Raw genomic sequence first — 25502 nt, 5'->3', positions numbered from 1 at the left:
CAGAAAAGCCTTACATCGTTTAAATGTAAGGCTTTAGCACATAAATACCATCTAAAATGGGTTGTACCCATCAACCTGCAGCAATTACCTGTTCCCCAATTGCAACAGGTTGAGGGAACAAGTTATTAGAAGTAGTAACGGATACCCGCAGAGAACTGGTTATCGCGGTTATCGTAGTGGTCTTGAACGTATTGGTCATTACCTTGGTCAAACTGGTATTCAGCCCAAAGAAGGAAGGTGTTCTTTGTAAAGTGATACTCTAGACCTGGAATGATGGTTTGACGCTCGTAGCCATTACCATTGTCATCTTTGCTAGTTAAGTAGTTAACGTTAAGCGTTGGACGAAGACCGTTTTCAAAGTGGTAGTAGGTGTATAGCTCTGCGCCACGCGAGTCATAAAACTCAGCGTTATCATTTACTTCCCAGTTTGTGCCTTCGCTGTATGTCGCGCCAACATAGAAGCCGCCTAGTGAATAGTTTGCACCAAGCAACGCGATACGTTGAATGTCACCATCGTTGATATTAGATGCATTCTCGATATCTGTAAGCTCATTTTGGTGATACGCCAAACCAAGCGTTAGACCATTTTCAAACGAGTAAGAGGTAGAAGCGCCCATACCGTTTTTCAATGTTGCAGTTGCATTGCCAGCTAGAGCAACATCGTTACGTGTTGTTTGGTAAGTGAAGCCGTATTTCCAGTCACCCCCCACGTTGTTACGATAAGTAATAGAGTTTTCAGCACGACCTGTGCCTGAAGCAATACCCCAATCCGCTAGATTGTAATAGCCAGTACCACGTGAACCATAGGTACGACCTAAGTCGGTGTACCAAGCCACATCATAGAAAGTACTCCACTGCTTAGTACCTGCAGCGATTTTACCCCACTTTTCGTGTTCTACACCTGCGTATAGAAGTCGGCTGTAGATGTCGTTGGCAGTCGAAGAAGAGTTATAACCCCACTCTGCGTGACCAAAGCCTTGCCAACCATTTTCAAGTTGCTTAACGCCTTTGAAACCGAAACGAGAACTACCACTGTTGAATTCATCAGTGCGAGCTTCATACTCACCAGCTGTGTCATCAAAATTGCGTGCTTTGTTTTGGTAGCGAACTTCAAAACGGCCATCAATAGTTAAAGAGTCACCATTTTCATTGGTAAAAGTGTGTGCGGCCATTGCAGAGGCAGAAGTAAGTGCAGTTACCACTAGTACACTTAATGCAGACTTTTTCATTTGCTTCCTACTTTACAGGCAATAGAAAGCCTCCGTGCCTAACAGCCCGTTAAAAAATAATAATCAGGAAAAACGATGCCACGTCCTGTGGCATCGGTTGGGAGCAGGCTTGAGGTTGAGAGGACGCTCAAGCCGTAGGTATTGCTCTTATAGAGAAGGGTTTAGGATGCTTGAAGTACGCTCGAACACGTCTAGACCTTGCTGTTTTAGCCAGTAAGGAAGGTCGATCAGTACCCAGTTCTCAGATAGCTTGTCGCCGTCACGGTAGTAAACGTCTACTACTTGCATGTCCGCACGAACCTCGCCGCCAGTCATACCTAGGAAACCACCGATTGGCGTGTTAGATAGGTTTGGCCAGCCGAAGAAGCAAGAGAAGCTGCCTTCTGCGAAACGACATACGTGGCCGTTGAACTTCTTGTCTTTTAGGTTGTTACGGAACGGAAGCTGGTGCTGCTGTTGGTAACGAGGAATTGTGTAAGATGCACCGATACCACATGGACCGTACCAGATCATGTCTTCAGACCAGCTCTTCGCTAGTACTTCTGGTGGGCAACCCATTGCGCCGCTGTCATTAAGTGCAGAAAGGTCAGCAACCATCTTGTTTACTAGATCTAGAGTTGCTTGACCTTCTTCAGGCGCTGCATCTTCAAACAGTAGACCGTCGTGGTTACGAGGACCAGGGTAAGTGAAGTGCTTACCTGTTGACGGTGGAAGTGGGTAGCAGCCTGCTTGATCCATCACACCTAGTAGGTCTAGGAAAAGACCTGTTTTAGTAATTTTACCGTTCTCTACGCAGTTGAATTCAGCGTAACGGATGTTCATGATTTTGCCTGTTGGACGCATACCTAGGTATTCAGCATCGAATAGACCCATGAAGTGACCCATGCTCATAACCCAGATTTCACCTGACGTTACTTCGTTTTCACCGCCGATAAAGATATCTTGGCGACGTTGCATGCGAGTCATAGATTTCATCAAAGGAGCCCAGAAAACTTCTGCAGCTGCTTCCGCACCTTCTTGCTCACGGAATGGGTAAACACCACGCCATAGGTAATCTTCTGAAGTGTGAGCTTTTAGTACTTCAGCAACGTTTTCGTGCGTTGCGTTTTCCATTGCGTCGAAGTATTCACGTACAACGCGTTTTGCTTCTTGATATTTAGACATAATCATCTCTCTTATTAATGATGAGTCATTGTTGGAACAGGACTCGTAATTAAGTTAGGTTGTCGACAGGTATCTTCAGATACCGGAGAGAATCTACCCGTCGACTAAATTCGTTGAAGACCAAAGTTCTTTAAAGACTGAGGTTCGTTAAAAAGTAAGCTCTTTGATTAAGCGCTCGCTTTTTCTACTTTCTTCTCTTTGTGGAACACGCCGCCTTTTAGTGTCTCTGGCAGTGTTAGCCATAGAAGACCTGCGATGATCCATACGATTGGTGAACCCCACATTGCCGTTTGTAGGTCGGTACGCTCTTGGATAAAGATGAGTACCATTGGCGCCCACATACCTAGGATACGACCACCGTGGAACAGTGCTGCACCGTAGCTACGAAGGTGCGCTGGGAATAGCTCTGAGAAGTAACCACCCCATACCGCTGATGAAGACAGACCGAAGTTATAAGTCAGGCCAAGGATAGCGAGCATGTTCAGGCCGCCAATAACCTTGTCACCCGGTGCGATGAAGAAGATTGACACCATGATACCGGCTAGGATGAAACCAAATGCGTTCACCTTACGACCGTACTTATCTGCCGCCCAACCCCAGAACCAAGCACCAAATAGTGAGCCAAATGCTGAGATGGAGAAGATAAGACCGATTGTTGCACCGTCAAACATACGAACTTCACGTAGGTAGGTCGTTACGAAACCACCGAAGAACTGGAAGCCGTAGAAGTTCAGACCTGCAAGTAGCAAACAAGTAATTGTGATAGTGCGGTAAGGCTTGCTTAGCATCTCGCCCCAAGAACCTTTCTTCGCTGTCACGTTAGAGTCTGTTGAAGCTTCAGCCTTCGCTTGCTCTTCTTCGCCGTAAGCAATCACTTTCTTGTCGCTTGGTAAAACGAAGATCATTAGTACAGCTGCCGCTAGTGGTGGCACACCGCCAACCCACATGAGGCTTTGCCATGGAGCATCGATGCTTGTGATAAATGCTGCATACGCACCCATTACCATCAAAGCGACAGAGAACATAGAAGATGCAAAGGCCGTCAACTTACCGCGCACTGTTGGTGTGAATAGACCAATCATTAATGAAACAGCAACCGTGAAGTAGCCACCCAATGATAGACCGATGATGAAACGCATTGCAGCCCATGTCGCGTAGTCGGTAAACATCATATTGATGATGGTTGCGCCACCGTTTAGTGCAGTAATAGCAATCAAGGTGTTCTTTTTACCAAACTTGGTTGCGAACCAAGCACAGCTTAATGCACCAATCAGGGCACCAACTGACTGCCATGTATAGAACTGAGCCGTATCCGACAAGCTAATTCCGTCGTACGCTTCAACGATGTAGGGGCGTACGTAGTCAATAATTACAAAGTTATAACAGTAAAAGAAGTAACCAACCAAGATAGCTAAATAGGCAGCTACCCTTTGGATCATTGGAACTTCGCTCATGTGTTTTTTAGCGGTCATAGCCGTTAAACCCTTATTTTAATTAGGTATAGTATTTTTAATGGCGAGCACAGTGTTTCTAAACTTTGTTTGACTGCCCCCGTCCAGCGAGATGAATCTTACTTTTTTTGTGGTTTAAAGATCCGTGATCCATATCAAAAACCAATGAATACGCACCCAAAGCGCAGGTTTTAGTGACAACGATCACACTAACACGCAAAATTCGCCATTTTGATGTATTTGTAGTCAGTTTAGTCGATAAATCTCACATTTATTGACTCAGAACTGTATCATTCGCCTACAATGACGATAGAATCCACTCGAATTTGAAGCAAAAGATGTTTTGGAATAATCAAGAATGGTTACGTACTCAAGCCTCGTTGTAATCGCCCTATACATTACAACAACCATATTTATCAGCTACTTAGTAAATAGGAAGCTGAAAACGGGTGGAGACTTTTCGACAGGTGGACGTCAATTCGGTTGGTTTACAGCGGGAGTATCCATTCTCGCGACTTATATAAGTGCAATGACCTTTATCGGAATGCCCGGTTGGGTCTATGGAACAGGGATGGAAGCGATGGCGATCCATCTCAACTACCCTTTGGTGATCTTTTTCACCGTGGTGTTTTTCGTTCCTATCTTCTACAAGCTCAAGCTGACTTCTATCTATGAGTATCTAGAGATGCGTTTTGGTATCTATGCCAGAACCATCAACTCGATCGTTTTTCTTGTGGTGCAATGTATTTCCGCAGGTGTCATCTTGTATGCGGTGTCGCTAATTCTGGTTCAGGTGTTACCCATCACTATTACCCAAGCGATTCTATGCATAAGCGTATTTACTGCGATTTATACCTATGCTGGAGGTATTTCGACGGTCATTTGGACAGATATGCTTCAGTCGCTGATCCTAGTCATTGGTACTATCGCTATCTTCTTTATTTTAATTTTCGACATAGATAGCGGTGTGAAATCGACACCTGAGATGCTCAACGTCATTAACCTGAATATGGATCCAAGTGTCGATACCACACTCTGGGCAGGGTTAGTTGCCGTTGCGTTTCTGCATCTAAGTGTTTACGGCACCAATCAACTAATAATCCAGCGCACTCTGGCAACCAAGTGCGTTAATACAGCCCAAAAATCGATGCTACTTTGCGGTTACGGCGCGTTTTTTATCTATCTACTGTTCGCCATTTTAGGTGTGCTGCTCAATGTATTCTATGAAGGGCAAGTCTTTGATAACCAGAATGAAGTCATCCTAGATTTCGTTTTCAACCACACCAACCCAATTATTATAGGCCTGATTATTTCTGCATTAGCAGCCGCGGCGATGTCGACACTGGATTCAACCTACAACTCAATGGCAACCGTAGCGACATTTGATATTTATAAGCGCTTTATTAAAACCGATGCTGAAGATGCGCATTATGAAAGTACCGCGAGAAAAATGAGTTTAGTTGCAGCCGCTTCGGTAGTCGTACCGGCAATTTTGGCGGTATCTAACGAATCCGTATTAAAGACGATCGCTAGTCTGACCTCAATTTTTGTAGGTATTCGTCTCGGCTCTTTTGTGTTAGGAATAGCATCTAAGAAAGCCAACGAAAAAGGCATTATTCTCGGAAGTATTGTTAGCATGGTCGCCGTATTTACTGCCAAAGGATTGGACATCGCGTGGCCGTGGTTTGCACCAATAGGGACTTTGGTATTTTTGGTCGTAGGATTGACCACTAGCTATAAATGGGGCGAAGTAACGCCCGAACAGCTAGACTTTATTCATAAACAGAAGCACTTGATCGCTAAGCCAAAAGCCAGCCACTACGGGCTATTTGTCTTCGCAGCGTTCACTGTGGTTATTTGTCTATATATCCCCGACTGGCTTGGTTCAGTACTGCTGTAATAAGGTAATAAGTTATGTTGTCCATTTTCGACATATATAAAGTTGGTGTCGGCCCTTCAAGTTCCCATACGAATGGCCCAATGATCGCTGGCTATCAGTTCACAAAGCTCATTGCTGACAACCTTGATAAGGTGAATCGTGTACAGGTTGACCTCTATGGTTCGCTCTCTTTAACGGGTATTGGTCACCACACCGATAGAGCGACAATCTTAGGTCTTCTTGGCAACAAGCCAGACACCATCAAGATTTCTAGTGCTAACCAAGCTATGAAGAAAGCGATTGATGATGGCGAACTGCCTCTTGCTGGTACACATACCATCGCATTCGACTACAAAACAGACATGCTGTTCCATGAAGAAAACCTCCCTCTCCATGAAAACGGCATGACGATCTCCGCTTTTGATAAAGAAGGCAATCGTGTTGGTTTCGAAACCTATTACTCGATCGGTGGCGGCTTCATTGCGACGGAACATGAGTTGCAACACGGCAAAGACGAAGAAGAAGTCAGCGTTGAGTATCCATTCACTAGCGCAGATGAGATGTTAGCACTTGCCGAGAAGAACGGCATGAGTCTTGGCGGTATGGTGCTTCGTAACGAACTTGCGTTTAAAGACATCGAAGATATCAACGAAAAAGCTGAGCAGATTTGGCGTGTGATGACGCGCTGTATGGAACGCGGCTTTGAAACGGAAGGTATTTTGGATGGCGGTCTAAACGTGACTCGTCGTGCCCCTAACCTTCTTAAGAAGCTGGAAGCTAACGCAGCAGTAGAAAACGATCCAATGGAGATCATGGATTGGATTAACCTGTTTGCGTTTGCTGTCAGCGAAGAAAACGCAGCGGGTGGTCAAGTGGTGACCTCACCGACTAATGGTGCGGCTGGCGTTATTCCTGCCGTCTTGATGTACTACCACAGATTCATCAAAGAACTGGATACCAAACAGCTTAAAGACTTCCTTGCTGTGTCCGGCGCTATCGGTATCTTGTACAAAACCAATGCTTCGATTTCAGGTGCTGAGGTAGGTTGTCAGGGTGAAGTTGGTGTGTCTTCTTCAATGGCAGCAGCGGGTCTCACGGCGCTTCGTGGCGGCAGCAACGAGCAGATGTGTATCGCTGCAGAAATCGCTATGGAGCACTCTCTCGGTATGACTTGTGACCCTATCGGTGGTTTGGTGCAGGTTCCATGTATCGAGCGCAACGCAATGGGTGCGATGAAAGCCATTAACGCCTCGCGTATGGCGCTTAAGCGTACAAGCAAATGCCTAATCTCTCTCGATAAAGTCATTGATACCATGTACCAAACTGGTAAAGATATGAACAAGAAATATCGTGAGACGTCTCAAGGCGGTTTAGCACTGATTCACCTTGCTCCACCTTGTGAGTAATCAGTAGTTGATCAAAAACGGCAGCTCAATGAGCTGCCGTTTTTACTAACTCAGTCTAGTTTACTATGAGTTAACGGGTATCACTTCGTAGCTATGGATACGAACATCGCGATCGCTATCAAAGCTCACTTGCCAAGTTTCATTGACTAACAAGTTAATGTCATCGCCCTTCATTGGAGAGTCATCAAACGTCTCCGCGATCAATCGGATTCTAAGTTCAGCGACATAACCCAACTCCGACTCCTTCACCTCGACTTGTTCCACCACATGGTCACAATCCGGTTTAAAGACCTTGCGAACCATCGCATACCAATCTATAAATCCTTCATGTCCAATGAACTCACCTTCCGGTACTGTCCACTTAACATCCTCGGCCAAATAGCGCGTAAACTGTTCTGTCGACTCTTCAAGGCGGTCGAACTTAGCAAACCAGTTCGCAACAAACTTCTGAATACGATTCTCTGGCGAGTAAATCAGATCCTCAATTTGCGCTTCGACTCGGGTTGCATGGTCACGCGCACGCGCTTCCACCTCTTCAAGCTTGTTATACACACCCGGAATGTACACCATACGATGAGTATAGATTGGCTTGATGTAATTCATGCCCGCAAGATAAGCCGTTTGCTGCATCGGACGAAGCATCTCTTCAATAGTGAAGTGATTATACCCAAGCGGATCGTAGGACTCCTCAGGACCACCCACCGTCAACGAGAGAATGAAATCTTTACCTTTGAGCTTGTCACCTTCTGGACCATACGCGAAGTTGAAGCTAAACACGTCGTCCATCCACTTCTTCAACAAAGCAGGCATTGAATACCAGTAGAAAGGGAACTGAAGGACGATAACATCGGCTTTGATCATCGCTTGCTGCTCCGCTTCAATATCAATCTTGTAGTCTGGGTACAAGGTATCAAGGCGACGTACTTCGATGTCAGAAATGTTATCGCTAAGCTGATTTAGGATGACTTTATTGGTATATGACGAATCAAGCTCTGGGTGACCAGAAATAACAAGTACTTGGCTCATAGTCTTTCTCTCTTAGTAATTCTGTTGGTTCGTGGTGACTTAACTTGCTGAGAATTGTAGCGCCAACAATTAATAAAGATTAGATGAATTTTGTCTAAATCATTATTAGTCTATAACTAATAGTTAAAGAGGTTTGTTATGAATGGAACGACGTTTAATCAACTCGTGGTTTTCAACACCATAGTTCAGGAAGGCAGTATCACTAAGGCGGCACAAAAGCTTGAGATGGCCGCGCCGTCTGTCAGCAATGCACTGAAGGCACTTGAACAGCACATCGGACTGCCTTTGTTTACACGTACAACGAGACGTATCGAGGTGACGGAAGCAGGCAAATTACTTCACGATAGAACCTATCACTCTATATCCGACTTAAATCTAGCGGTTGAAAGCATAAGTGACCTAAGCCGCGTGCCCACAGGAAAGGTACGCATAACCGTACCTAGGTTCGTCTACCAATATGTACTCGAGCCCATCTATGCCGAATTTTGTCATCGCTACCCCCATATTGAGTTAGAGATTTCCATCTCTGACGCCGCTATTGATATCCTCAATGAAGGCTTTGATTTAGGGGTAAGGTTTGGAGACAGGGTTGAGGAAGGTATGGTGGCTAAAAAACTCACCTCCCCAACCAAAGAAGCCTTTTTTGCCTCAAAAGACTACGTGCAGAAATTTGGCCTACCGGGCAAGCCTGACGATCTAAAAGCGCACAAGATGATCCAATATCGTTTCATCTCTTCGAATCAAATCGCCCCTCTTATCCTCGATAACGGCGGAGAAAACCTCGTCGTAGAGATGCCGACCGCTATGGTGGTCAATGACACCACTCTCATGGTCAACGCAGCGCGAAAAGGTTTAGGGATTGGGCGGTTGATTGAGCCCATGATTCAAGAAGACCTTGCTCGAGGAGAGCTTATACCTGTGCTGCCTGAGTATTGGTTCCCTTATTCAGGGCTCTATGTGTACTTTCACCGCAATACACAAAAGGCGAAGCGCGTTCGGGTGCTGATCGATTTTCTGACGGAAAAAACACAGCACCTATAACAGTGCGCGAGCTAGTTTAGAGCGTGTTGGTCACCCAAGTTTGATAGTCACTACTCTCTGCTTCGCACAACTCTAGAGAAATTGGTCTCATGACATGCACAGGTGACCCTCCACGACCTTCTTTTTTCTCAGTGCTATTTACCGTAACACACAGGCTCGGCTCAGATTGAGAAACGATATTACCTTGAGCTGTTAGAGAAAAACTCTGCTCTTTAGAACCATCACAAGGGTTTAACCCTAGCGTAGCTCCCTGTTCTAGACTTGAGGCTGTCATACAAACGTCAAAATAGGAAATTCGGAACTGGTTTTCTGCCAAAAGCGCCACGTCAAACCCTTGATCTTCTAGAATACCACCCTTGTAGTTATAGCAAGTATGCGCTTGAAGCCCCTTCTCGATTGGGGCGTTAGCTCCCTGTCCCCCTGCGATATCGATGCAGTATCCACGAGACTCATCCAACTTCGATGCCAACATCACTTCTGCAACACTTTCATCTGCCGCATGGGAAGGAAAAGATGAGACAATAAGCCCAAGGATGGCACTTGATGCTAAAACACGCTTACTCATAATCTGACTCACTTTATCAATAGTAACGACCGCTAGTATAGTCAATCATTGATACGCTCTCGATATGACATAGGAGTGACCTAGTTAAAGCACTTATATGAAAGTCATTCTTATATATGCTACAGCGCTTTATGCTCGGACTTCGCTTGGTTAAACTGCTAAACACAATCACTTCATATCAAAGCAATACTGTCTTGGTACAGTCTGTTTTAATTATGACAAAAGGAAAACACCGTGAAATCTGAAAGTATAAAGAATGTTGTCTTCGACGTCGGCAACGTCATTGTTCGCTGGTCGCCTATTGAAATCGTCAACCTAACTTTCGGTACTCAAGGTGATGAATCGAAAGAGTTAGCTACACGTATTTTCCAGTCTGAAACATGGCTAGATATCAACAAAGGCTTGCTTACCGAGCAGCAGGCTAAAGCGCAGTATCAGGCGACATTGGGCTTAAGTGCTGCTGAGTGCGACAGACTGTTTTACTACGTTAAAGAAACGCAAATCTTGCTGTTTGGTACGCTCGACCTGATTAATGCATTAAAACAAGCCGGGTATCGGATCTTCGCACTCACCGACAACGTGAATGAAATTGTCGCGCATTTAAAACAAAGATACGATTTTTGGCCGCTGTTCGAACATGCCACGATTTCATCAGAACTGGGCTTTTTGAAACCGAGTAATGACATTTACCAGTCACTGCTGACTCACAACGATTTAATTGCCGAAGAAACCGTGTTTCTTGATGATATGCCTTATAACGTAGAAGGGGCGAAAAAGAGCGGCATGCACGCCATTCAGTTTGCCGATGCGGAGCAAGCCTCGGGAGCACTTAGAGAGCTGGGACTTACCTTCTAGACAGAAAAACGCCAGCAATAGTGAACTGACCCCATAAAGTTGGACTCATTTCTAAGCGGCTGCTAAGGCTTGATTTCGATATGCTATCGGACTCAGGCCTTTTAACTTCAGCTTAATTCGTTCGTTATTGTAATAGTCTATGTATTCTCTAATTCTTTCAATCAGTTCATCTGCACTTTTAAAGACTTCGTTATGATACATCTCTGTCTTGAGTATTCCGAAGAAGTTCTCAGCAACCGCATTGTCTAAGCAATTCCCTTTTCTAGACATACTTTGAGCGAGCCCTTTCTTCTTGAGATGGTTTTGATACGCCTTATTTTGATACTGCCAGCCTTGGTCTGAATGCACGATGGGATTCTCATGCTTTTTAAGTGTCTTTATCGCCTTTTTTATCATGTCAGTGACCAAGGGTAATGCTGCTGACTTACGCACCTCATAACTCACGACTTCTCGGTTGAATAAGTCGATAACGGGTGACAGATAAACCTTCTGACCATCGACTTTAAACTCGGTCACATCCGTTACCCACTTTTGGTTCGGTTTGTTGGCATTGAATTCTCTTTTTAATAAGTCCGAAGCGATCCGCCCAACTTCGCCTTTGTATGATTTGTATCTCTTGGGCCTGACCTTGGACCTAAGACCAAGCTCAATCATAAGACGTTGAACTCGTTTATGGTTAATCACCATGCCTGCCTTCCTCAAGGTGCATGTGATTCTGCGATATCCATAGCGCCCTTTGTGTTGCTGATAGATATCACGTATTTGCCTTTTTAAACTCGATTCAGAGTATGACTCCTGTGTTGTATTACGATGATAGTAATACACACTTCGGGCTAACCCAGTAGCTTTGAGTAAATGGTGCAAGCGGTACTTTGCCTTGAGCTCATCGACTACGAGTGTCTTTGCTTTGCTTTTTTCTTTTTGGCTTGAGCCAAGGCCTCTAACTTTTTTAGGACAGCATTCTCTGCACGTAAATACTCAAGTTCCTCTCTTAGTTCTTTCTCTGTCATCTGCTCAGATGGCTTAGGTTTAAGAGAGTGGTTTGTCATGCAAGGTCTGCCTTTTTTCTGTGGTTTAAGCCGGGATATACCCTGCTGAGCATAAAGCTTTTGCCATTGAAATAGTATCCCTGGAGACGATAAATCAAAGTAAGCACTGGTATATCTTAAGGACCAGTTATTAATACGCATAGTCTTTAGAACTTCTAGTTTAAAGTCTTGACTATAGGGAGCTTGCTCGTGACGAAAGCTATTTTCCCCATGAATTTGATAAACCGACACCCAATAACGAATTTGGTCTGACGATACTCCGAATTTAAGGTCAAGAGCTCTTGACCCCTCGTGTTGTGCATACTTAGCCAATTTTAGCTTGAATGCTCTGTGGTGTTTGGACATAAAAAGACCCCCAGTAATTGGAATGTCCAACTATTGGGGGTCAGTTCATAGCTGGCGTTTTTGATTACTTACGTTTACCGAGTTTTACCGTACCATTGGTCGAGAACCAAAGCGCTTCAGAGCGGCGTCGACCTAACAAAATGGGGCCGTCATCGTAAAATAGGAAGTTCTTCCAATAGCGTTTGAAGGTCGACCATTTCGTCTCAATCACGTTGTACTTTTCATAGCAGAAGTACACTGTCACGTCATCTTGCCAGTCAATGAATTGCGCTACCGCTTCTGGTAAATCATTTTCATCGGCTTCCCACGCCTGCATCCAATCCACTTCGTCCCACCAATTGTTGTCTTTCATTGGCCAGTCTTGGCTACTTAGGCGCTCTGCATCCGGACTTTGCGCACTGATGTTTTCTTTCCAAAACTGTGCGGCACGGGCTTGCGTCATCGGTTTGATCTGTGGCCAATCCGCTTCAGGCACCGGCATTGATTGATGGGTAAAAATCCATTTTCTTTGGTATTCATCCAAAGTTGTGTACGACATTCAGTTTCCTAATTCTTTAACCAGCCATTTTCAACGGCTTCTTCAATGAGCGATTTTGCTTTATCCCAGAGCACTTGTGAACCTTTTTCTATCTTTTGATTCACCTGCATCACCTGAGATTTTGAAACCTCGTTTTCTACCCAGCTTTGACCATCATTATGATAATTCAGTAGCATCGGAATAAGTCTATCTAAAGCTTTGGCAAACTTTGCTTCGGGAGATTGCGCTAACTCGAACTCCTGCCAAACATCAAACAGCTCTTGGCCTTGATCTTGAGGAAGCATCCCAAACAGACGATGCGCGGCTGCCAGTTCTTTCTCTTCTTGTTCCTTTGAAGCTTGCGCATCATACACAAAGGTATCGCCAGCATCGATTTCAACAATATCGTGAAGCAGCAACATCTTGACGACTTTGGTGATCTCTACGGATTCGTTGGCATGTTCTTGCATAAGAAGCGCTATCATAGCGACATGCCAGCTGTGCTCTGCACTGTTCTCAAGACGCCCTTCGGCGCTGCGAACGCGTGTCCTTCTCAGCACGCTTTTCAGTCGGTCTAGCTCAATCAAGAGCGATAATTGCTGCTCTAATCTCTGGTTCATGCTTGCTTCCAGTTCGGGTTATGAAGAGAAGTCAGGATGTGATCTTCCCACTTCCCATTAATCAGTAGGTAATCTTTGGCAAACCCTTCTCGTTCAAAGCCCATGTTCTCTAATACGGCTTCACTTCGCTTATTGTGAGGCATATAGCTAGCCGCTATTCGATGCATATTTTGGTATTCGAACATGTAAGGGATAGCCATAGACAGCGCACGTCGCATGTATCCTTGACCTTGTGCATCTTCAGCAAGTGAATACCCCAAATTACAAGAATGGAACGGAAAACGAACCAAATTACTGAATGACACCGTACCTTTCATCTCTTTGGTATCGGCATCAAAAATCAAACAGTAATACGCCAAGCCAAGACGATGTAGCTCTTCTAACTTAAGCAGTTTGCTTGCCCATGTATCTACCTGGAAAAAACCTTCATCTCGCTTGGGCTCCCAAGGCTGTAGAAAGCGACGATTATCTTGAAAGTACTGAGACACAGTATAAGCATCGGACGGAGAAGAGGTTCTCACCAACACATTGCCATCACGACGATGCAATTGCACCGCCGAGCTTCTGTCTTCCATTAATTCTTCCTGATGTTGTAATCACGCAGTTTGTTTGCGATGGAGGTATGCGAGACGTTCAAACGCTTCGCTAGCTTACGACTCGATGGGAAGGATTGGTATAACTTCTCCAACACCTTAGACTCGTAGTCTTTCATAATGTCGTCCAGTGAGCCGTCGATGTTGAGATTGACACTGCCTGAGCTAACTGACTCTAGTTTAGGTAAATTAAAATCTTCTAGCTTCAGCCTTGCGCCTGTGGTTTGTGTCAGTGCTCTGAGTACCATGTTATCGAGCTGACGCATGTTACCTGGCCAAGGATAGTTGCTTAGCGCATCCAAAAGCTCCTCATCCGCTTCTGGTTTGCTAATGCCTAGTTTATTGCTGTGCTTCGCTACAAATAATTCTAGCAACGGCGTAATGTCGCTAGCACGCTCTCTTAGCGGTGGAATAGTCAGCGTCAATACATTGAGGCGATAATAAAGATCCTCACGGAATGCCCCCTGCTCCGCTAGGTCGGCAAGGTTGTGGCGCGTTGACGCAATGATTCTCACATCAACATGCACTTCGTGTTCTTCGCCTACACGACGGAACGTACCATCTTGAAGGAAACGAAGCAGCTTGATTTGCAGGTGTGGACTCATCTCACCAATTTCATCAAGCAGTACCGTGCCGCCATTCGCTTGCTCAAAAATGCCTTTGTGTCCATGTTCGTGATTAAACGAACCAGGAGCATGACCAAATAGTTCCGTCTCCGCTACATCATCTGGCATCGACGCACAGCTCAATACCAAAAATGGCTGAGAAGCGCGATTGGAGCGATTATGGCAGGCTTTCGCCAGCATCTCTTTACCCGTACCCGTCTCACCTTCGATAAGTAAAGGTTGGTCAAGCATCGCGAGTTTTTTAGCTTGGCTCATTAATGCCTTATGACGGTTGGACAAGCCCACAAAGTGCTCAAAGCCGAGTGTATTGCTGTCTGCCAGAGATTCAGTGCTGACAGAGTGAGTCGTAGGGTGAATACTCATTACGGCACTGGCGAGAACGGTCTCATTCGATTCACCAGTGATGTAAACAGGCAAGATTTCCATTGTGTAATCAAGCCCATCGACGACAATCGCTTGTTTCTGTCTGGTGATATCGCCTTCAATCCACTTGGCGAAATTGAAACTTGGCAATAGCTGCGAGATTAATTGACCAATGGCCTCTTCTTCGCTTTTTGCCAACAGCTTCAACGCGGCATGGTTAGCCATGTCAATCGCGCCTTTCAGATCGATAGAAAGTACTGGGTAAGGTAAGTTAGTTAGTAGAGAGACAAGCTCTGTGTTGTGCCTTTCGCTAGGCATAAACTGGATTTTGCGGACGTCTTTTACGCCGGATATTCTTCGAATCTCTGCCATTAAGTCGCGAAACGTCTCAAAGTCTATGTCTGGACAGTTGAGGTAAATAATGCCCGTTGTATCGATTTCAATACCACGCAAGTCGATACTGTTGGATGCCAAGATATCTAACAGCTCTCGAGTCAAACCGAGCCTGTCTTCGCAAAGGACTTCTAAACGCACTTTATATTCCTGTCGAAAGTGTCACGAAATGTTGACACTAAGTGTGTATGACTCAACGTGAGTCGTCAACAAAAACAGAAAGTTGCCGATATGAATTGCGTCGTTTTTATACAACAAGACTTAGCTTGCCAGAATAGCCTGCTCTATATCACTGTATACTCGGACGATCTGGTCAACTTTGGTGACCTTAAGTAGTTGTAATACGGGAGCACTCTCTGTAACCACGGAAATCTCCGACGTCATATGGTGTTTTTTGAAAGCCATTAAAACCCCCAAAGCGCTACTGTCCATAAAACTAACGTGAGAGAGATCGAGAAGAATGGGTTTATCACCCGTTTCAGGCAGTGCGTCAATAAACTGCCTAAACTGGGTCACCATCTTTGAATCAAACGAAGAGGACTCAACTTCAATCACGGTGAGCGAGTCATTACTGTACGTTGCGAAAGCCATAAACACCTCTAGCCAAGATGCGTGTATTGTTATCTATTCTCCATATGAATATAGACGCATTTCAATCAACGTACATCATCCCTCACTAAATCATTACGTGAACAGTATAATTTGCTTAATTCATTACTTTTAATATGGCTTACCAAATCTATTTGAAGCAGAATAGACAAAAAACAACAAGACATCCCCGACATTGAACTATCGCGCTGAACTTATTCTGGTTTTCACCACTTTGCTTGCCGGTGCTGGATGGGTATTTTCGAAAGAAGCCATACAAGGTCTACCGCCATTTGGCTTTATCGGACTACGATTTATCGCCGCATCACTCATATTGCTCCCTTTTTGCTACAAAGCACTAAAGGCGGCTTCTCTCTCAGATTGCTTGCGTGCTCTTAGCGTAGGCGGCTTCTTGGGGGGCGCTATATTTTGCTGGATCCATGCAATTTCTATCAGCGACACATTAGGCGAAGGCGCATTTATTATGAGCCTGTCGATGCTGTTCGTACCTTTAGTTGCGTGGGTGCTGTTCAAATCCAAACCCATTCGTGCATTCTGGCTATCATTACCTCTCGCTGTCGTGGGTCTGTTTTTGCTTTCTTGGAAAGGAAGCTGGTCGTTCAATGCCAGTCAGCTTTGGTTCTTAGTGTCGGCCGTAGGTCTTGCCGTGCACTTCAACTTCAATAGCAAATACTCAGCGAGCCTATCGCCGATGTTGTTGACTACCCTGCAGCTGTTCTCTACTGGCTGTTTGGGTTTACTTCTCTCATGGTTTACCGAAACCTGGCCGAGCGAAATCTCAGTCGTGACGTGGAAATGGTTTACTTTAAGCGTAATTCTCGCCACCAGCTTACGCTATCTGATGCAAACGACCGGTCAGAAGCTCGCTAATCCGACCAATGCTGCACTATTGATGCTGTTAGAACCGGTTTGGACTCTGATACTCAGTGTGCTCATTTACGATGAGTCTATGCCACTAAACAAAATCCTTGGCTGTCTGTGCTTGCTCGCATCGCTGATATTCTATCGCTTAAGCTCCATGGTCATTATCCGCAGAAAATAAACGAAAAGAGCGCATTACTATGCGCTCTTTTCCTCATTGTTATCTCTACTTAGTTGCCCACACACTTTAGCACTGTCGATTTGGCGGCTAATAGTTTGCTTTGCATGTAAGCATTAAGCTTTTCAGTTTGAAGCTCGTTAAATTCTAATCCCAGTTTGCTTCTTCGCCACAAAATGTCGTCGGTGGACACAGCCCATTCGCTCTCCATCAGGTAATCAACTTCGGTTTGATACAACCCGAGTCCAAAGTGTTCTCCCATTGACTCTAGACTGGAAATTCCCGCTAACACAGCCTCGATTCGCGTTCCATACGAGCGGACCCAACGACGAATGATTGCCGACTCCAACCATGGATAACGTTTCGCCATTTGCTCTGCGAGCGCCTCTCTGTTTGAGAAATTACCACCAGGCAGTGTGGCATCTTTAGTCCAATCTGGTCCCATGTGTGGGAAGAACGGCACTAATTTATTCACTGCTGCTTGCCCTAGCTTTCGATAGGTTGTCAGCTTGCCACCAAAGATAGAAAGAAGTGGAGCATCATCGAGTTCATCATCTAGCTCGATAGTGTAATCGCGTGTCACCGCTTGCGGATCATCAGATTCATCTTCACACAGTGGCCTTACACCTGACCAATCGGAAACAATGTCTTCTTTTGAGATTTTGCTTTTGAAGTGCTGGTTGACGATTGCACACAGGTAGTCGACTTCGTTGTCATCAATCGCGACTTCACTTGGGTCACCTTGATAGTCCACATCGGTCGTCCCTACGACTGAATAGCTATCCATATACGGGATCACAAACACAATACGCTTATCTTCATTTTGAAGAATGTAAGCATGATCGCCCTCATACATTCTAGGGACAACAATATGACTGCCTTTAACCAAGCGAATATGTCTTGGTGAGCGCAGCTCTAATTGCTCGTCAAAGAAACGATCCACCCAAGGACCAGCAGCATTGACCAGCGTTTTCGCTTTGAACGTAGACCGCTCACCCGTTAAGGTGCTTTCAACCTCTACCAACCAACCGTCTTCTGCTCGCTGCGCGCCAATACACTTGGTTCGAGCAAAAATGTCTGCCCCCTTCTCCTTTGCCAATAGCGCGTTAGTTACAACCAATCTCGCATCATCCACTGCACAATCAGAGTATTCGAAACCAATCTGCATCTCAGGCTGTAACGGGCTGTTATCACTGCCAAACTTAACACTGCTGCTGCCCATTAAGGACACGCGCTTTCCAAGGTGATCGTAAAGGAACAACCCAGCACGAATCATCCAAGCAGGGCGCAAGTGGGGGCGATGAGGCAATTGAAAGCGTAGTGGAGACACTAAATGCGGTGCATTTTTCAGTAGCACTTCACGCTCTGCTAATGCTTCAGAGACCAAACGAAACTCATAGTGTTCTAGATAACGAAGACCGCCATGTATCAATTTACTGCTCGCTGATGAAGTTGCAGAGGCAAGGTCATTCATTTCAAATAGTGCCACATTTAATCCACGTCCCGCCGCATCTGCAGCCACAGCCACGCCATTGATACCACCACCAATCACCACTACGTCGTACACTTTGTTCGCTTGACTCATCACCACTGACCTCCATTAACCTTAAACTTTCAAATGAGCACTTACGAACAATATAATGCGCGAATTCGAACATTGCGAGCATTTTGATAAAAGTTACGTATATTTTTTTGTCGCTACTGCTTTGCTCACAAATTTCGTTATCGTCTTTGAACATTATTATCAACGACACTAAGATGAAACATTGATGTGCTTAGTAGACTAATTACCAACATGGTCGAAAACGAACACTAACGCCCATTGATACCATTACTATCGACTGACGGACAATCTATGAACAACAAAAACGTCATCATCGCTCTAGACCAAGGAACCACAAGTTCACGAGCGATCGTCTTTGATCACGATGCGAACATCGTTACCACGGCTCAACGTGAATTTACCCAGATATACCCTCAACCCGGCTGGGTTGAGCATGATCCAATGGAGATATGGGCGACGCAGCGCTCATCACTCACCGAAGCCTTGGCACAAGCAGATATTTCTAGTGAAGAGGTCTCTGCAATAGGCATTACCAACCAACGCGAAACCACTGTGGTTTGGGACAAAGAAACTGGGCTGCCGATTTATAATGCGATTGTCTGGCAATGCCGCAGAACAGCGAACTATTGCGACCAATTAAAAGCCGATGGTCACGAAGCCATGATTCGAGACAAGACTGGTCTCGTCATTGACGCCTACTTCTCTGCCTCTAAGGTGGCCTGGATTCTTGATAACGTAGAAGGCGCTCGTGAAAAAGCAGAAAAAGGTGAGCTTCTATTCGGTACTGTCGATACTTGGCTGATATGGAAGCTAACTCACGGCAAAACGCACGTAACCGATGTCAGTAATGCATCACGAACCATGCTCTTTAACATCCACACTCTCGAGTGGGATGATGCTCTGCTTGAGCTATTTAATATCCCTCGTACCATGCTACCTAGCGTCAAATCATCCAGCGAAACCTATGGGCATACTCAAATCGGGGGCGGTGCAAAGGCAATCCCTATTAGCGGAATCGCCGGAGATCAGCAAGCTGCGCTTTTTGGGCAGCAGTGCGTTAAGAAAGGCATGGTGAAAAACACCTACGGCACTGGTTGTTTTTTACTGATGAACACGGGTCACAGTCCAGTCACTTCTCAACATGGTCTATTAACGACGGTTGGTTTTAAAATCGGTGACGAGGTGACGTACGCTTTAGAAGGTAGCGTTTTCATGGGCGGCGCCACGATTCAATGGCTCAGGGATGAACTTGGGCTTATTCGCGATGCCAAAGATACGGCCTACTTTGCAGAGCAAGTCGATAGTGCCAACGGCGTGTACATGGTGCCTGCCTTTGTGGGGCTTGGTGCGCCTTATTGGGATCCGCATGCGCGCGGTACGCTCGTGGGCTTAACGCGAGGCACAAACCGAAACCACATCATCCGAGCCGCACTTGAAGCCATTGCCTATCAAAGTAAAGACGTACTGATGGCGATGGAAGAGGACTCAGGCATCAAACTTAACCAGATACGCGTCGATGGTGGCGCAGTAGCGAATGACTTTTTGATGCAATTCCAAGCAGATGTGATGGGCAGTAAAGTGTTAAGACCTACCGTTCGTGAATCCACGGCACTTGGTGCCGCGATGTTGGCTGGCTTAGCGGTTGGCTATTGGCAAAGCCAAGAAGAACTTGCAGAGAAAAAACAGGTGGAACGAACATTCTCACCTCAAATTGAACGAGAGAAACGTGACCAGCTTTATGCAGGTTGGCTCGATGCGGTAGAGCGAGCTAAAGACTAGCTTTCGCAGCTAGTCTCTTTAAACTCTATGTCGACTATTTATCGTTTTGATTGGATAGCTCGACATAGACCTCCATCAAGGATTGACGTGTGTTGGGATTTAGCGCTTTAACGTCGTCGCAAGGCGCCACAAGGTCTGGGATCTGATAAGTATTCATCGAAGCTGCCATAGCCGCTTTCACACCGTTGTTAGAATCTTCAAACGCCAAGCAATGTTCTGAAGGAACGCCTAAGCGCTGAGCCGCAAGATGATAGATCTCTGGGTCGGGTTTACCGCGAGTGACCTCACACCCTGTCGTGATATTATTGAAATAGCGATCAAGCCCTGCGAGCCTGAGTTTGCTTTCCGCGACTTCACGGTGAGTAGACGTTGCAACCGCGAGAGGAATATTGAGAGATTTGAGCCAATCAAGCAGCTCTACGACACCATGTTTTTTGGGAATAGCTTGGTGAAACACCACATCATTGTAATGTTTACGCCACTCTTCATTAATCGTTTGATAATCGATAATACCATCATAAGCAGCACCCAGTTTGGCGTGAATGGTCTTTGAGTTGCACCCAATGATAGACAGATAGCTTTCTTCTAAGAAAGGGACACCTAGCGTCTCGCATGCCTTTTCAAAAATACCTTTGCAGACATTCTCAGTATCTAGAAGCAACCCATCCATATCAAAAATTGCAGCTTTAAAATTCATCGTTCTCTCATCATTACCGCGATCAAATCAGAGCGCATTGTGCCGTAAGTTGACACGCTTTGCTATGGCAAAAGCCAATACTTACTCTGTTTGGTGTATAATCGAGCCCTCAAAATATCCATTGAATCAAAGGAATAAGATGGTCGCATTGAAAACAATCCTGTTCGGATTAGCTGGCGCTTTGCTTGGAAGCCTACTCCCCATTCCGTTGGGTGAGTTGTTTGCTGCGGCGTTTGCAACCATCGTTTACCTTCGCTATACCCACCAAAACGTCAGACTGCCCGATGCGGTGATCACCGTCATTCAGATCATTTTGGGAGTCAGTATCGGCATTACTGTGCATTTTTCTGATCTCGTTGGCTCTTTTTCACTTCCTTTGTTCACTGGGCTCGTCTTGTGCATGTTATCGCAGACCACCGTCAACTTCTTTTGGCTGTATAAACGTGAGCGTTGGACGCCTTTCGAGTCTTTATTAGGCGCCATTCCTGGTGCAATGGCTGCCATTCTCGTTATCAGTGAGGAGCAGGAAAAACCCTCACCAAAAATTATATTCTCGCACTCTATTCGCTTATTACTACTGGTCGTCCTAGCTGGTGTTATTGCGTCAACAGGCGAAGACGGTGGCTCGCAGTTAAGCCAAACTTTATCGGTGTCTCAAACAATGCATTTGTTGATGCTGGCTGTTATCAGCTATGCGTTAGGCAAACTGGTAGGCAAAGTCGGTGTGCCTGCCCCATACCTATTAACCAGCTTGATTGTTGCCGCTATCTATAATGTTCAATTTGCCTCGCTAGCTCTGGCGGTACCCGAAGTACTCATCATGTTTGCCACGGCTATTTTGGGAGTGTTGATCGGAAGTCGGTTAGCGCCAACAACGCTACGAGAGGCTCTCAGCTATTCGAAAGCAGGATTGATCGTCACAGTGTTAGGTGTCACCGTGACCCTTCTCTACGCGTTTGGGTTTAGCTACTTAACAGGTGCCGATTGGGAGGCATTACTTCTAGCATGGGTACCGGGTAGTGTTGAGGCAATGACTGCAGTTGCCCTATTGCTCGGCTTGGAGCCTGCATTTGTTGCCATTAACCACGTGATGCGATTGATGATGTTGTATATGATGCCCGTCGCACTAAAAAACCCACTCCAAAGATTGAGTAAGATGTAAATCATGGCAAGACCGAAAAAGCTTCGAAAAGTATGCAGCCAAGCACCCTATGAGTGTTTCAAACCCAATGGTGTGCCAACAAAACAACTTAAAAAGGTAGAGTTATTTCCCGACGAACTTGAAGCATTGCGCTTGGCGGATCTACAAGGGATGAATCAGATAGATGCAGCCAGAGAAATGGATGTGTCTAGACAGACCTTTGCTAACATCGTTAAGTCTGCCCGGAAAAAGGTGTCACAGTGCCTGATAGAGGGTCAAGCACTGATGATGTCGACCTCTGAGTTGGATTAGCTGAGCTTAGCCGCGATCAGGCTCCTGAATCTGATAGAGCGACTTCTCGCTACTTTTCGCTTGTTTCTTACAGTCACAATCACTTTCGATACCGACCTTAGAAAGACCTCCGCAACTGCCTCGTATCGCCTTACGCTTGAACATAACACCGATGGACATCAGTGCAATCGCGGACGTAAACACAACAATAGCAAGTAATATATCCATACTCTTATCCCCTTCACTCTATTTTCGTGAGCCTCATTCTTATATTACGGACCGTACTGGGTGAGAGTTTATTTCGAGGTGGCAGTGACGAAGTGCAACACGACATCTTTTTAGCAGGGTTATCCCGACCATAACTGATATCGTTAACTGTTTCTAATTGTTCGATATTTGGCTCTGATACGGTTTGCATTGACTTCGCTACCCGTACCTCTACGCCAAGTTCGAACAGAGATTGAAGCATTTTCTTACCAATATTTCGCACCAAAACCATATCGACTTGCTTGGATTCTATTAGCTGCTTCCACTGTTTCTTACGCTGGCAACCCTGCGCGTGATCCGTGAGATCGATCATAGTCGTAGAGTGCTGGCCTGTATCCAGCAAAGCGATGGATTCAGCCTTTGAGAAGTGGCCACTGACGCGCTCGTTTCTAACCGGAATGGCGATAAGCATTATAGGTTCCTCCTGTTGAACATGTTTCAAAAGAGTACGTCCATTTATAGCATATGCCAATAACTATATTTGCAACATTATGATCTGTAAAATGAGCTGTATGGAGCGTCAAGCGCTAGCTGTTAGTCCGCTTTACCCCCTCTAGCTCCCCCTTAGCAAGGGGGAGAACACTAGGCTAGCTCCTATCGTCGCATCGCCTTTCTAGTAAGCGGAGCCTAAATTGAGCTTCAGAGCCCAACTGTTAATAAGCCCCGCCTAGTAAATGAACCTAACTAGAGCGGGGCTTAAAATAACAGTAATTACAATAGCAGTTGAGGAAAGACTATGCGTTGCAGTATTCCGTCGCAATCGCTGCTCCAAGTCTTGCATTGTTCAACACAAGCTGAATATTAGAGTCTAGACTGTTCCCGCCCGTCAATTCACAGACTCGCGCTAGCAAGAAAGGTGTGGATTCTTTACCAGCGATACCTTGCTCATCCGCTTCAGCCAATGCCTGCTCTATCGCACTATTGATCGCCTCTACAGGCATTGCGTACTGCTCAGGAATTGGGTTTGCTACCACGGCGCCACCAGCAAGATTCATCTCCCATTTTGCCTTGAGCGCAGTAGCGATTTCTTCAGCAGTATCTAAGCGATAATCGATACCATGTTCGCTTTCACGAGTATAAAACGCAGGTAGACTATCGGTTTGATACCCAATGACGGGAACACCCTGTGTTTCGAGGTATTCACGAGTTAACGCAAGATCGAGAATGGATTTGGCGCCAGCACAAACAACCGCAACGTTTGTGTTCGCTAACTCTTGTAGGTCAGCTGAGATATCAAATGTCTCTTGAGCACCGCGATGCACGCCACCAATACCGCCGGTTGCAAATACTCGAATCCCTGCCATTTCAGCCAGAATCATGGTTGCTGCCACAGTTGTAGCGCCATCTTTTTGTCCCGCCACCATAAACGGTATATCTCGACGACTCACTTTTGTTACCGCTGTGCCTGCTTTACCAAGGTATTCGATTTGTTCTTTATCTAAGCCGACTTTTAGGCGGCCTTTGATAATGGCAATTGTCGCAGGGATCGCACCAGATTCACGTATCGTTGCTTCTACCGTCAGCGCTGTTTCAACATTACGTGGGTAAGGCATGCCGTGAGAAATAATCGTCGATTCCAGTGCAACGACAGGTTTATTCTCAGCCAATGCTTGTGCAACTTCTGGTTGAATATCTAGGTACTTCTCTAACATGTGGATTCCTCTATTAGGCGCGAGACCGCCTTTTCAGACATAATTGAATTGATTGTTGAGTTGGACTGTAAGGCTAGCCTCGCAGCAGCGAGTGCAAAGTCCACACTGGCTTGCCAATCCCAGCTCTGGATGTATCCGTGAGCGAGACCGGCCATTAAGGCATCACCGGCGCCTGTGACGTTGTTAACTTGCGTTTGTGATGCGGGAATAAACTGCCCCTGCCCCTCATCACTGGCATAAGCGCCTTGTTTTCCAAGACTGATCAGTAACCGCTTAATCCCCATTTTATGCAGTTGACCAGCGAGTTCAGGAAGCTGGTCTAAACCCTGCAGCTTATAACCACATAAAAGCTCTGCCTCTGCGAGATTAGGCTTAAGAGTATGAACATGTTCGAGGTAAGGCTTTATCTTGCCCGCTTTTACGGACGATACAGGGTCAACAAATATGGGCTTGTTACCGTGTGCATGGAACAGATAATCGAGTGCGCTGTCACTCAAGTTAGCGTCTAACACTATCGCGGAGGCACGGTTGAATACGGCTGCACGCTTCGCTAACTGGTCGACATTGAGCTCGTCGATAAGCGCCATGTCATTAAGTGCCAGTTGTAACTCGCCTTTGGGGTCGTGAATAGACAAGTAAGTGCTTGTGGCTCGGCCAGGTACTATCAAACAATGATCGATGCCTACTGAGGCATTTCGACAAGCATCTAGAAGCTGTTCGCCCCACAAGTCGTCGCCAATCGCGCCAACAAACTGCACCTTGCTACCCAACCGCGCTAGATTGTCCGCAATGTTGCGTGCTACGCCACCAGCTCCTGAAGTTAACACGCCCGGGTTTGAGTCCCCTATGACGAGATCAGAGGTAGAGCGACCGCACAAATCCATGTTAGCGCCACCGATAACAGCGACATAACGCTCAGGCGCGATTACATAGCCCTTGCCTTGGATAAACCCTTTCTTGGTAAGATTCATGATATGTCCCGCAACCGCGCTGCGACTCAGATCCAACATCTCTGCCAGCGTATTTTGGGGAATCATAGGATCTTGCTTTATCAAATCTAGTATCTGCTGCTCACGTTCCGTCATAAACATTTGTCCGCACATCCAAACATATGTTTGGATGTTAGACGGTAATGAACGGAAAGCAAACGATTAACTTGTTCAATTTCTAGACTTGATAGGGTGATCACAGTTCATTATATCGCCACTTATATTCATTCACTTGCATTTCCATGTGTGAATTAAGTCACTTGCTGACTCAAAGTTAAGCTCGCTAATATGACAATACCCATATAAAAACTAATGATAAGAAACATATGGACTATATAAACTGCATAGCTAG

Annotated in this window: 25 protein-coding genes and 1 pseudogene; 8 read left to right on the top strand and 18 right to left on the bottom strand. The window is 45.7% G+C overall.

Going from position 1 to position 25502, the window contains the following annotated elements:
* Window positions 1-125: 125 nt before the first annotated feature.
* From J4N45_RS14020 to J4N45_RS14010, 3 genes are all read right to left on the bottom strand, one after another.
* A complete protein-coding gene (locus J4N45_RS14020) occupies window positions 126-1229 on the bottom strand; it encodes a porin (RefSeq protein ID WP_252011997.1) in 1104 nt (367 codons plus the stop codon).
* A gap of 147 nt (window positions 1230-1376) precedes the next feature.
* Entirely contained in the window at window positions 1377-2393 is a 1017-nt protein-coding gene (locus J4N45_RS14015; protein WP_234495737.1) for a nuclear transport factor 2 family protein, read from the bottom strand.
* Between the two features lie 167 nt (window positions 2394-2560).
* Window positions 2561-3865 (bottom strand): MFS transporter, encoded by a 1305-nt coding sequence (locus tag J4N45_RS14010; protein WP_252011995.1) that lies wholly within the window; start codon window positions 3863-3865, stop codon window positions 2561-2563.
* 337 nt (window positions 3866-4202) lie between these two features.
* Between J4N45_RS14010 and J4N45_RS14005 the strand changes: the two genes are divergently transcribed.
* Together J4N45_RS14005 and J4N45_RS14000 are read left to right on the top strand one after the other, a co-directional pair.
* The gene (locus tag J4N45_RS14005) at window positions 4203-5744 is read left to right on the top strand and encodes a sodium:solute symporter family transporter (RefSeq protein WP_252011993.1); all 1542 of its coding nucleotides are present in this window, start codon (window positions 4203-4205) and stop codon (window positions 5742-5744) included.
* A 14-nt stretch (window positions 5745-5758) separates the two neighbouring features.
* On the top strand, window positions 5759-7129 hold the full coding sequence (locus J4N45_RS14000; RefSeq protein WP_252011991.1) for an L-serine ammonia-lyase: 1371 nt from the start codon (window positions 5759-5761) through the stop codon (window positions 7127-7129).
* 63 nt (window positions 7130-7192) lie between these two features.
* Here the strand turns inward: J4N45_RS14000 and J4N45_RS13995 are convergent, their stop codons facing one another.
* Window positions 7193-8155 carry an NAD(P)H-dependent oxidoreductase gene (locus J4N45_RS13995; RefSeq protein WP_252011988.1) on the bottom strand — a complete coding sequence of 321 codons (963 nt, stop codon included), beginning with the start codon at window positions 8153-8155 and terminating at the stop codon, window positions 7193-7195.
* A gap of 138 nt (window positions 8156-8293) precedes the next feature.
* Between J4N45_RS13995 and J4N45_RS13990 the strand changes: the two genes are divergently transcribed.
* A complete protein-coding gene (locus tag J4N45_RS13990) occupies window positions 8294-9196 on the top strand; it encodes a LysR family transcriptional regulator (protein WP_252011986.1) in 903 nt (300 codons plus the stop codon).
* A gap of 16 nt (window positions 9197-9212) precedes the next feature.
* On the opposite strand, the gene J4N45_RS13985 is transcribed toward J4N45_RS13990, so the two are convergent.
* A complete protein-coding gene (locus tag J4N45_RS13985; RefSeq protein ID WP_252011985.1) occupies window positions 9213-9761 on the bottom strand; it encodes a ricin-type beta-trefoil lectin domain protein in 549 nt (182 codons plus the stop codon).
* 234 nt (window positions 9762-9995) lie between these two features.
* Here J4N45_RS13985 and J4N45_RS13980 point away from each other — a divergent pair, with 234 nt between their 5' ends.
* A complete protein-coding gene (locus J4N45_RS13980; protein ID WP_252011983.1) occupies window positions 9996-10616 on the top strand; it encodes an HAD family hydrolase in 621 nt (206 codons plus the stop codon).
* A 51-nt stretch (window positions 10617-10667) separates the two neighbouring features.
* Here J4N45_RS13980 and J4N45_RS13975 read toward each other — a convergent pair.
* From J4N45_RS13975 to J4N45_RS13945, 7 genes and pseudogenes are all read right to left on the bottom strand, one after another.
* Window positions 10668-11507, bottom strand: a pseudogene (locus J4N45_RS13975) (IS3 family transposase); the annotation flags it as partial.
* Window positions 11507-12010, bottom strand: coding sequence for a helix-turn-helix domain-containing protein (locus J4N45_RS13970; RefSeq protein WP_252011981.1), 504 nt, complete (start codon window positions 12008-12010; stop codon window positions 11507-11509). The pseudogene J4N45_RS13975 and the gene J4N45_RS13970, both read right to left, overlap by 1 nt.
* A gap of 64 nt (window positions 12011-12074) precedes the next feature.
* Entirely contained in the window at window positions 12075-12548 is a 474-nt protein-coding gene (locus J4N45_RS13965) for a DUF2947 domain-containing protein (protein ID WP_234495728.1), read from the bottom strand.
* 8 nt (window positions 12549-12556) lie between these two features.
* Window positions 12557-13147 (bottom strand): HD domain-containing protein, encoded by a 591-nt coding sequence (locus J4N45_RS13960; protein ID WP_252011980.1) that lies wholly within the window; start codon window positions 13145-13147, stop codon window positions 12557-12559.
* Entirely contained in the window at window positions 13144-13722 is a 579-nt protein-coding gene (gene rimJ / locus J4N45_RS13955) for a ribosomal protein S5-alanine N-acetyltransferase (RefSeq protein WP_128648876.1), read from the bottom strand. Before rimJ ends, J4N45_RS13960 begins: the two co-directional genes overlap by 4 nt.
* Window positions 13722-15263: a transcriptional regulator TyrR gene (gene tyrR / locus J4N45_RS13950; protein WP_128648877.1), complete on the bottom strand. Its 1542-nt coding sequence runs from the start codon at window positions 15261-15263 to the stop codon at window positions 13722-13724. Before tyrR ends, rimJ begins: the two co-directional genes overlap by 1 nt.
* A 120-nt stretch (window positions 15264-15383) precedes the next feature.
* Window positions 15384-15713 (bottom strand): STAS domain-containing protein, encoded by a 330-nt coding sequence (locus tag J4N45_RS13945; RefSeq protein ID WP_234495725.1) that lies wholly within the window; start codon window positions 15711-15713, stop codon window positions 15384-15386.
* Window positions 15714-15906: 193 nt separating this feature from the next.
* Between J4N45_RS13945 and J4N45_RS13940 the strand changes: the two genes are divergently transcribed.
* Complete coding sequence (locus J4N45_RS13940; protein ID WP_252011979.1) at window positions 15907-16773, top strand: DMT family transporter; 867 nt, start codon at window positions 15907-15909, stop codon at window positions 16771-16773.
* A 49-nt stretch (window positions 16774-16822) separates the two neighbouring features.
* Here J4N45_RS13940 and glpD read toward each other — a convergent pair whose 3' ends face one another.
* The gene (glpD, locus tag J4N45_RS13935; RefSeq protein ID WP_252011978.1) at window positions 16823-18355 is read right to left on the bottom strand and encodes a glycerol-3-phosphate dehydrogenase; all 1533 of its coding nucleotides are present in this window, start codon (window positions 18353-18355) and stop codon (window positions 16823-16825) included.
* 270 nt (window positions 18356-18625) lie between these two features.
* Here glpD and glpK point away from each other — a divergent pair, with 270 nt between their 5' ends.
* Window positions 18626-20113 carry a glycerol kinase GlpK gene (gene glpK / locus J4N45_RS13930; protein WP_252011977.1) on the top strand — a complete coding sequence of 496 codons (1488 nt, stop codon included), beginning with the start codon at window positions 18626-18628 and terminating at the stop codon, window positions 20111-20113.
* A 34-nt stretch (window positions 20114-20147) separates the two neighbouring features.
* Here the strand turns inward: glpK and J4N45_RS13925 are convergent, their stop codons facing one another.
* Window positions 20148-20810, bottom strand: coding sequence for an HAD family hydrolase (locus J4N45_RS13925; RefSeq protein WP_252011976.1), 663 nt, complete (start codon window positions 20808-20810; stop codon window positions 20148-20150).
* A gap of 139 nt (window positions 20811-20949) precedes the next feature.
* Between J4N45_RS13925 and J4N45_RS13920 the strand changes: the two genes are divergently transcribed.
* Complete coding sequence (locus J4N45_RS13920) at window positions 20950-21972, top strand: AbrB family transcriptional regulator (RefSeq protein WP_252011975.1); 1023 nt, start codon at window positions 20950-20952, stop codon at window positions 21970-21972.
* 3 nt (window positions 21973-21975) lie between these two features.
* Complete coding sequence (locus J4N45_RS13915) at window positions 21976-22263, top strand: DUF134 domain-containing protein (protein WP_252011974.1); 288 nt, start codon at window positions 21976-21978, stop codon at window positions 22261-22263.
* Window positions 22264-22269: 6 nt separating this feature from the next.
* Here J4N45_RS13915 and nqrM read toward each other — a convergent pair whose 3' ends face one another.
* The 4 genes from nqrM to J4N45_RS13895 form a co-directional block, all read right to left on the bottom strand.
* Window positions 22270-22470: a (Na+)-NQR maturation NqrM gene (gene nqrM, locus J4N45_RS13910; protein ID WP_252011973.1), complete on the bottom strand. Its 201-nt coding sequence runs from the start codon at window positions 22468-22470 to the stop codon at window positions 22270-22272.
* A 13-nt stretch (window positions 22471-22483) separates the two neighbouring features.
* Window positions 22484-22921 carry a NifB/NifX family molybdenum-iron cluster-binding protein gene (locus J4N45_RS13905; RefSeq protein ID WP_252011972.1) on the bottom strand — a complete coding sequence of 146 codons (438 nt, stop codon included), beginning with the start codon at window positions 22919-22921 and terminating at the stop codon, window positions 22484-22486.
* Window positions 22922-23243: 322 nt separating this feature from the next.
* Window positions 23244-24161, bottom strand: coding sequence for a pseudouridine-5'-phosphate glycosidase (locus J4N45_RS13900; protein ID WP_252011971.1), 918 nt, complete (start codon window positions 24159-24161; stop codon window positions 23244-23246).
* Complete coding sequence (locus J4N45_RS13895; RefSeq protein ID WP_252011970.1) at window positions 24155-25252, bottom strand: PfkB family carbohydrate kinase; 1098 nt, start codon at window positions 25250-25252, stop codon at window positions 24155-24157. Before J4N45_RS13895 ends, J4N45_RS13900 begins: the two co-directional genes overlap by 7 nt.
* Between the last annotated feature and the right edge of the window lie 250 nt (window positions 25253-25502).

The sequence above is a fragment of the Vibrio sp. SCSIO 43140 genome (assembly GCF_023716585.1).
In the GTDB taxonomy this organism is placed as follows: domain Bacteria; phylum Pseudomonadota; class Gammaproteobacteria; order Enterobacterales; family Vibrionaceae; genus Vibrio; species Vibrio maritimus_B.
The sequence above is the reverse complement of the archived record's forward strand: the minus strand, read 5'-3'. Positions and strand labels throughout refer to the sequence as shown.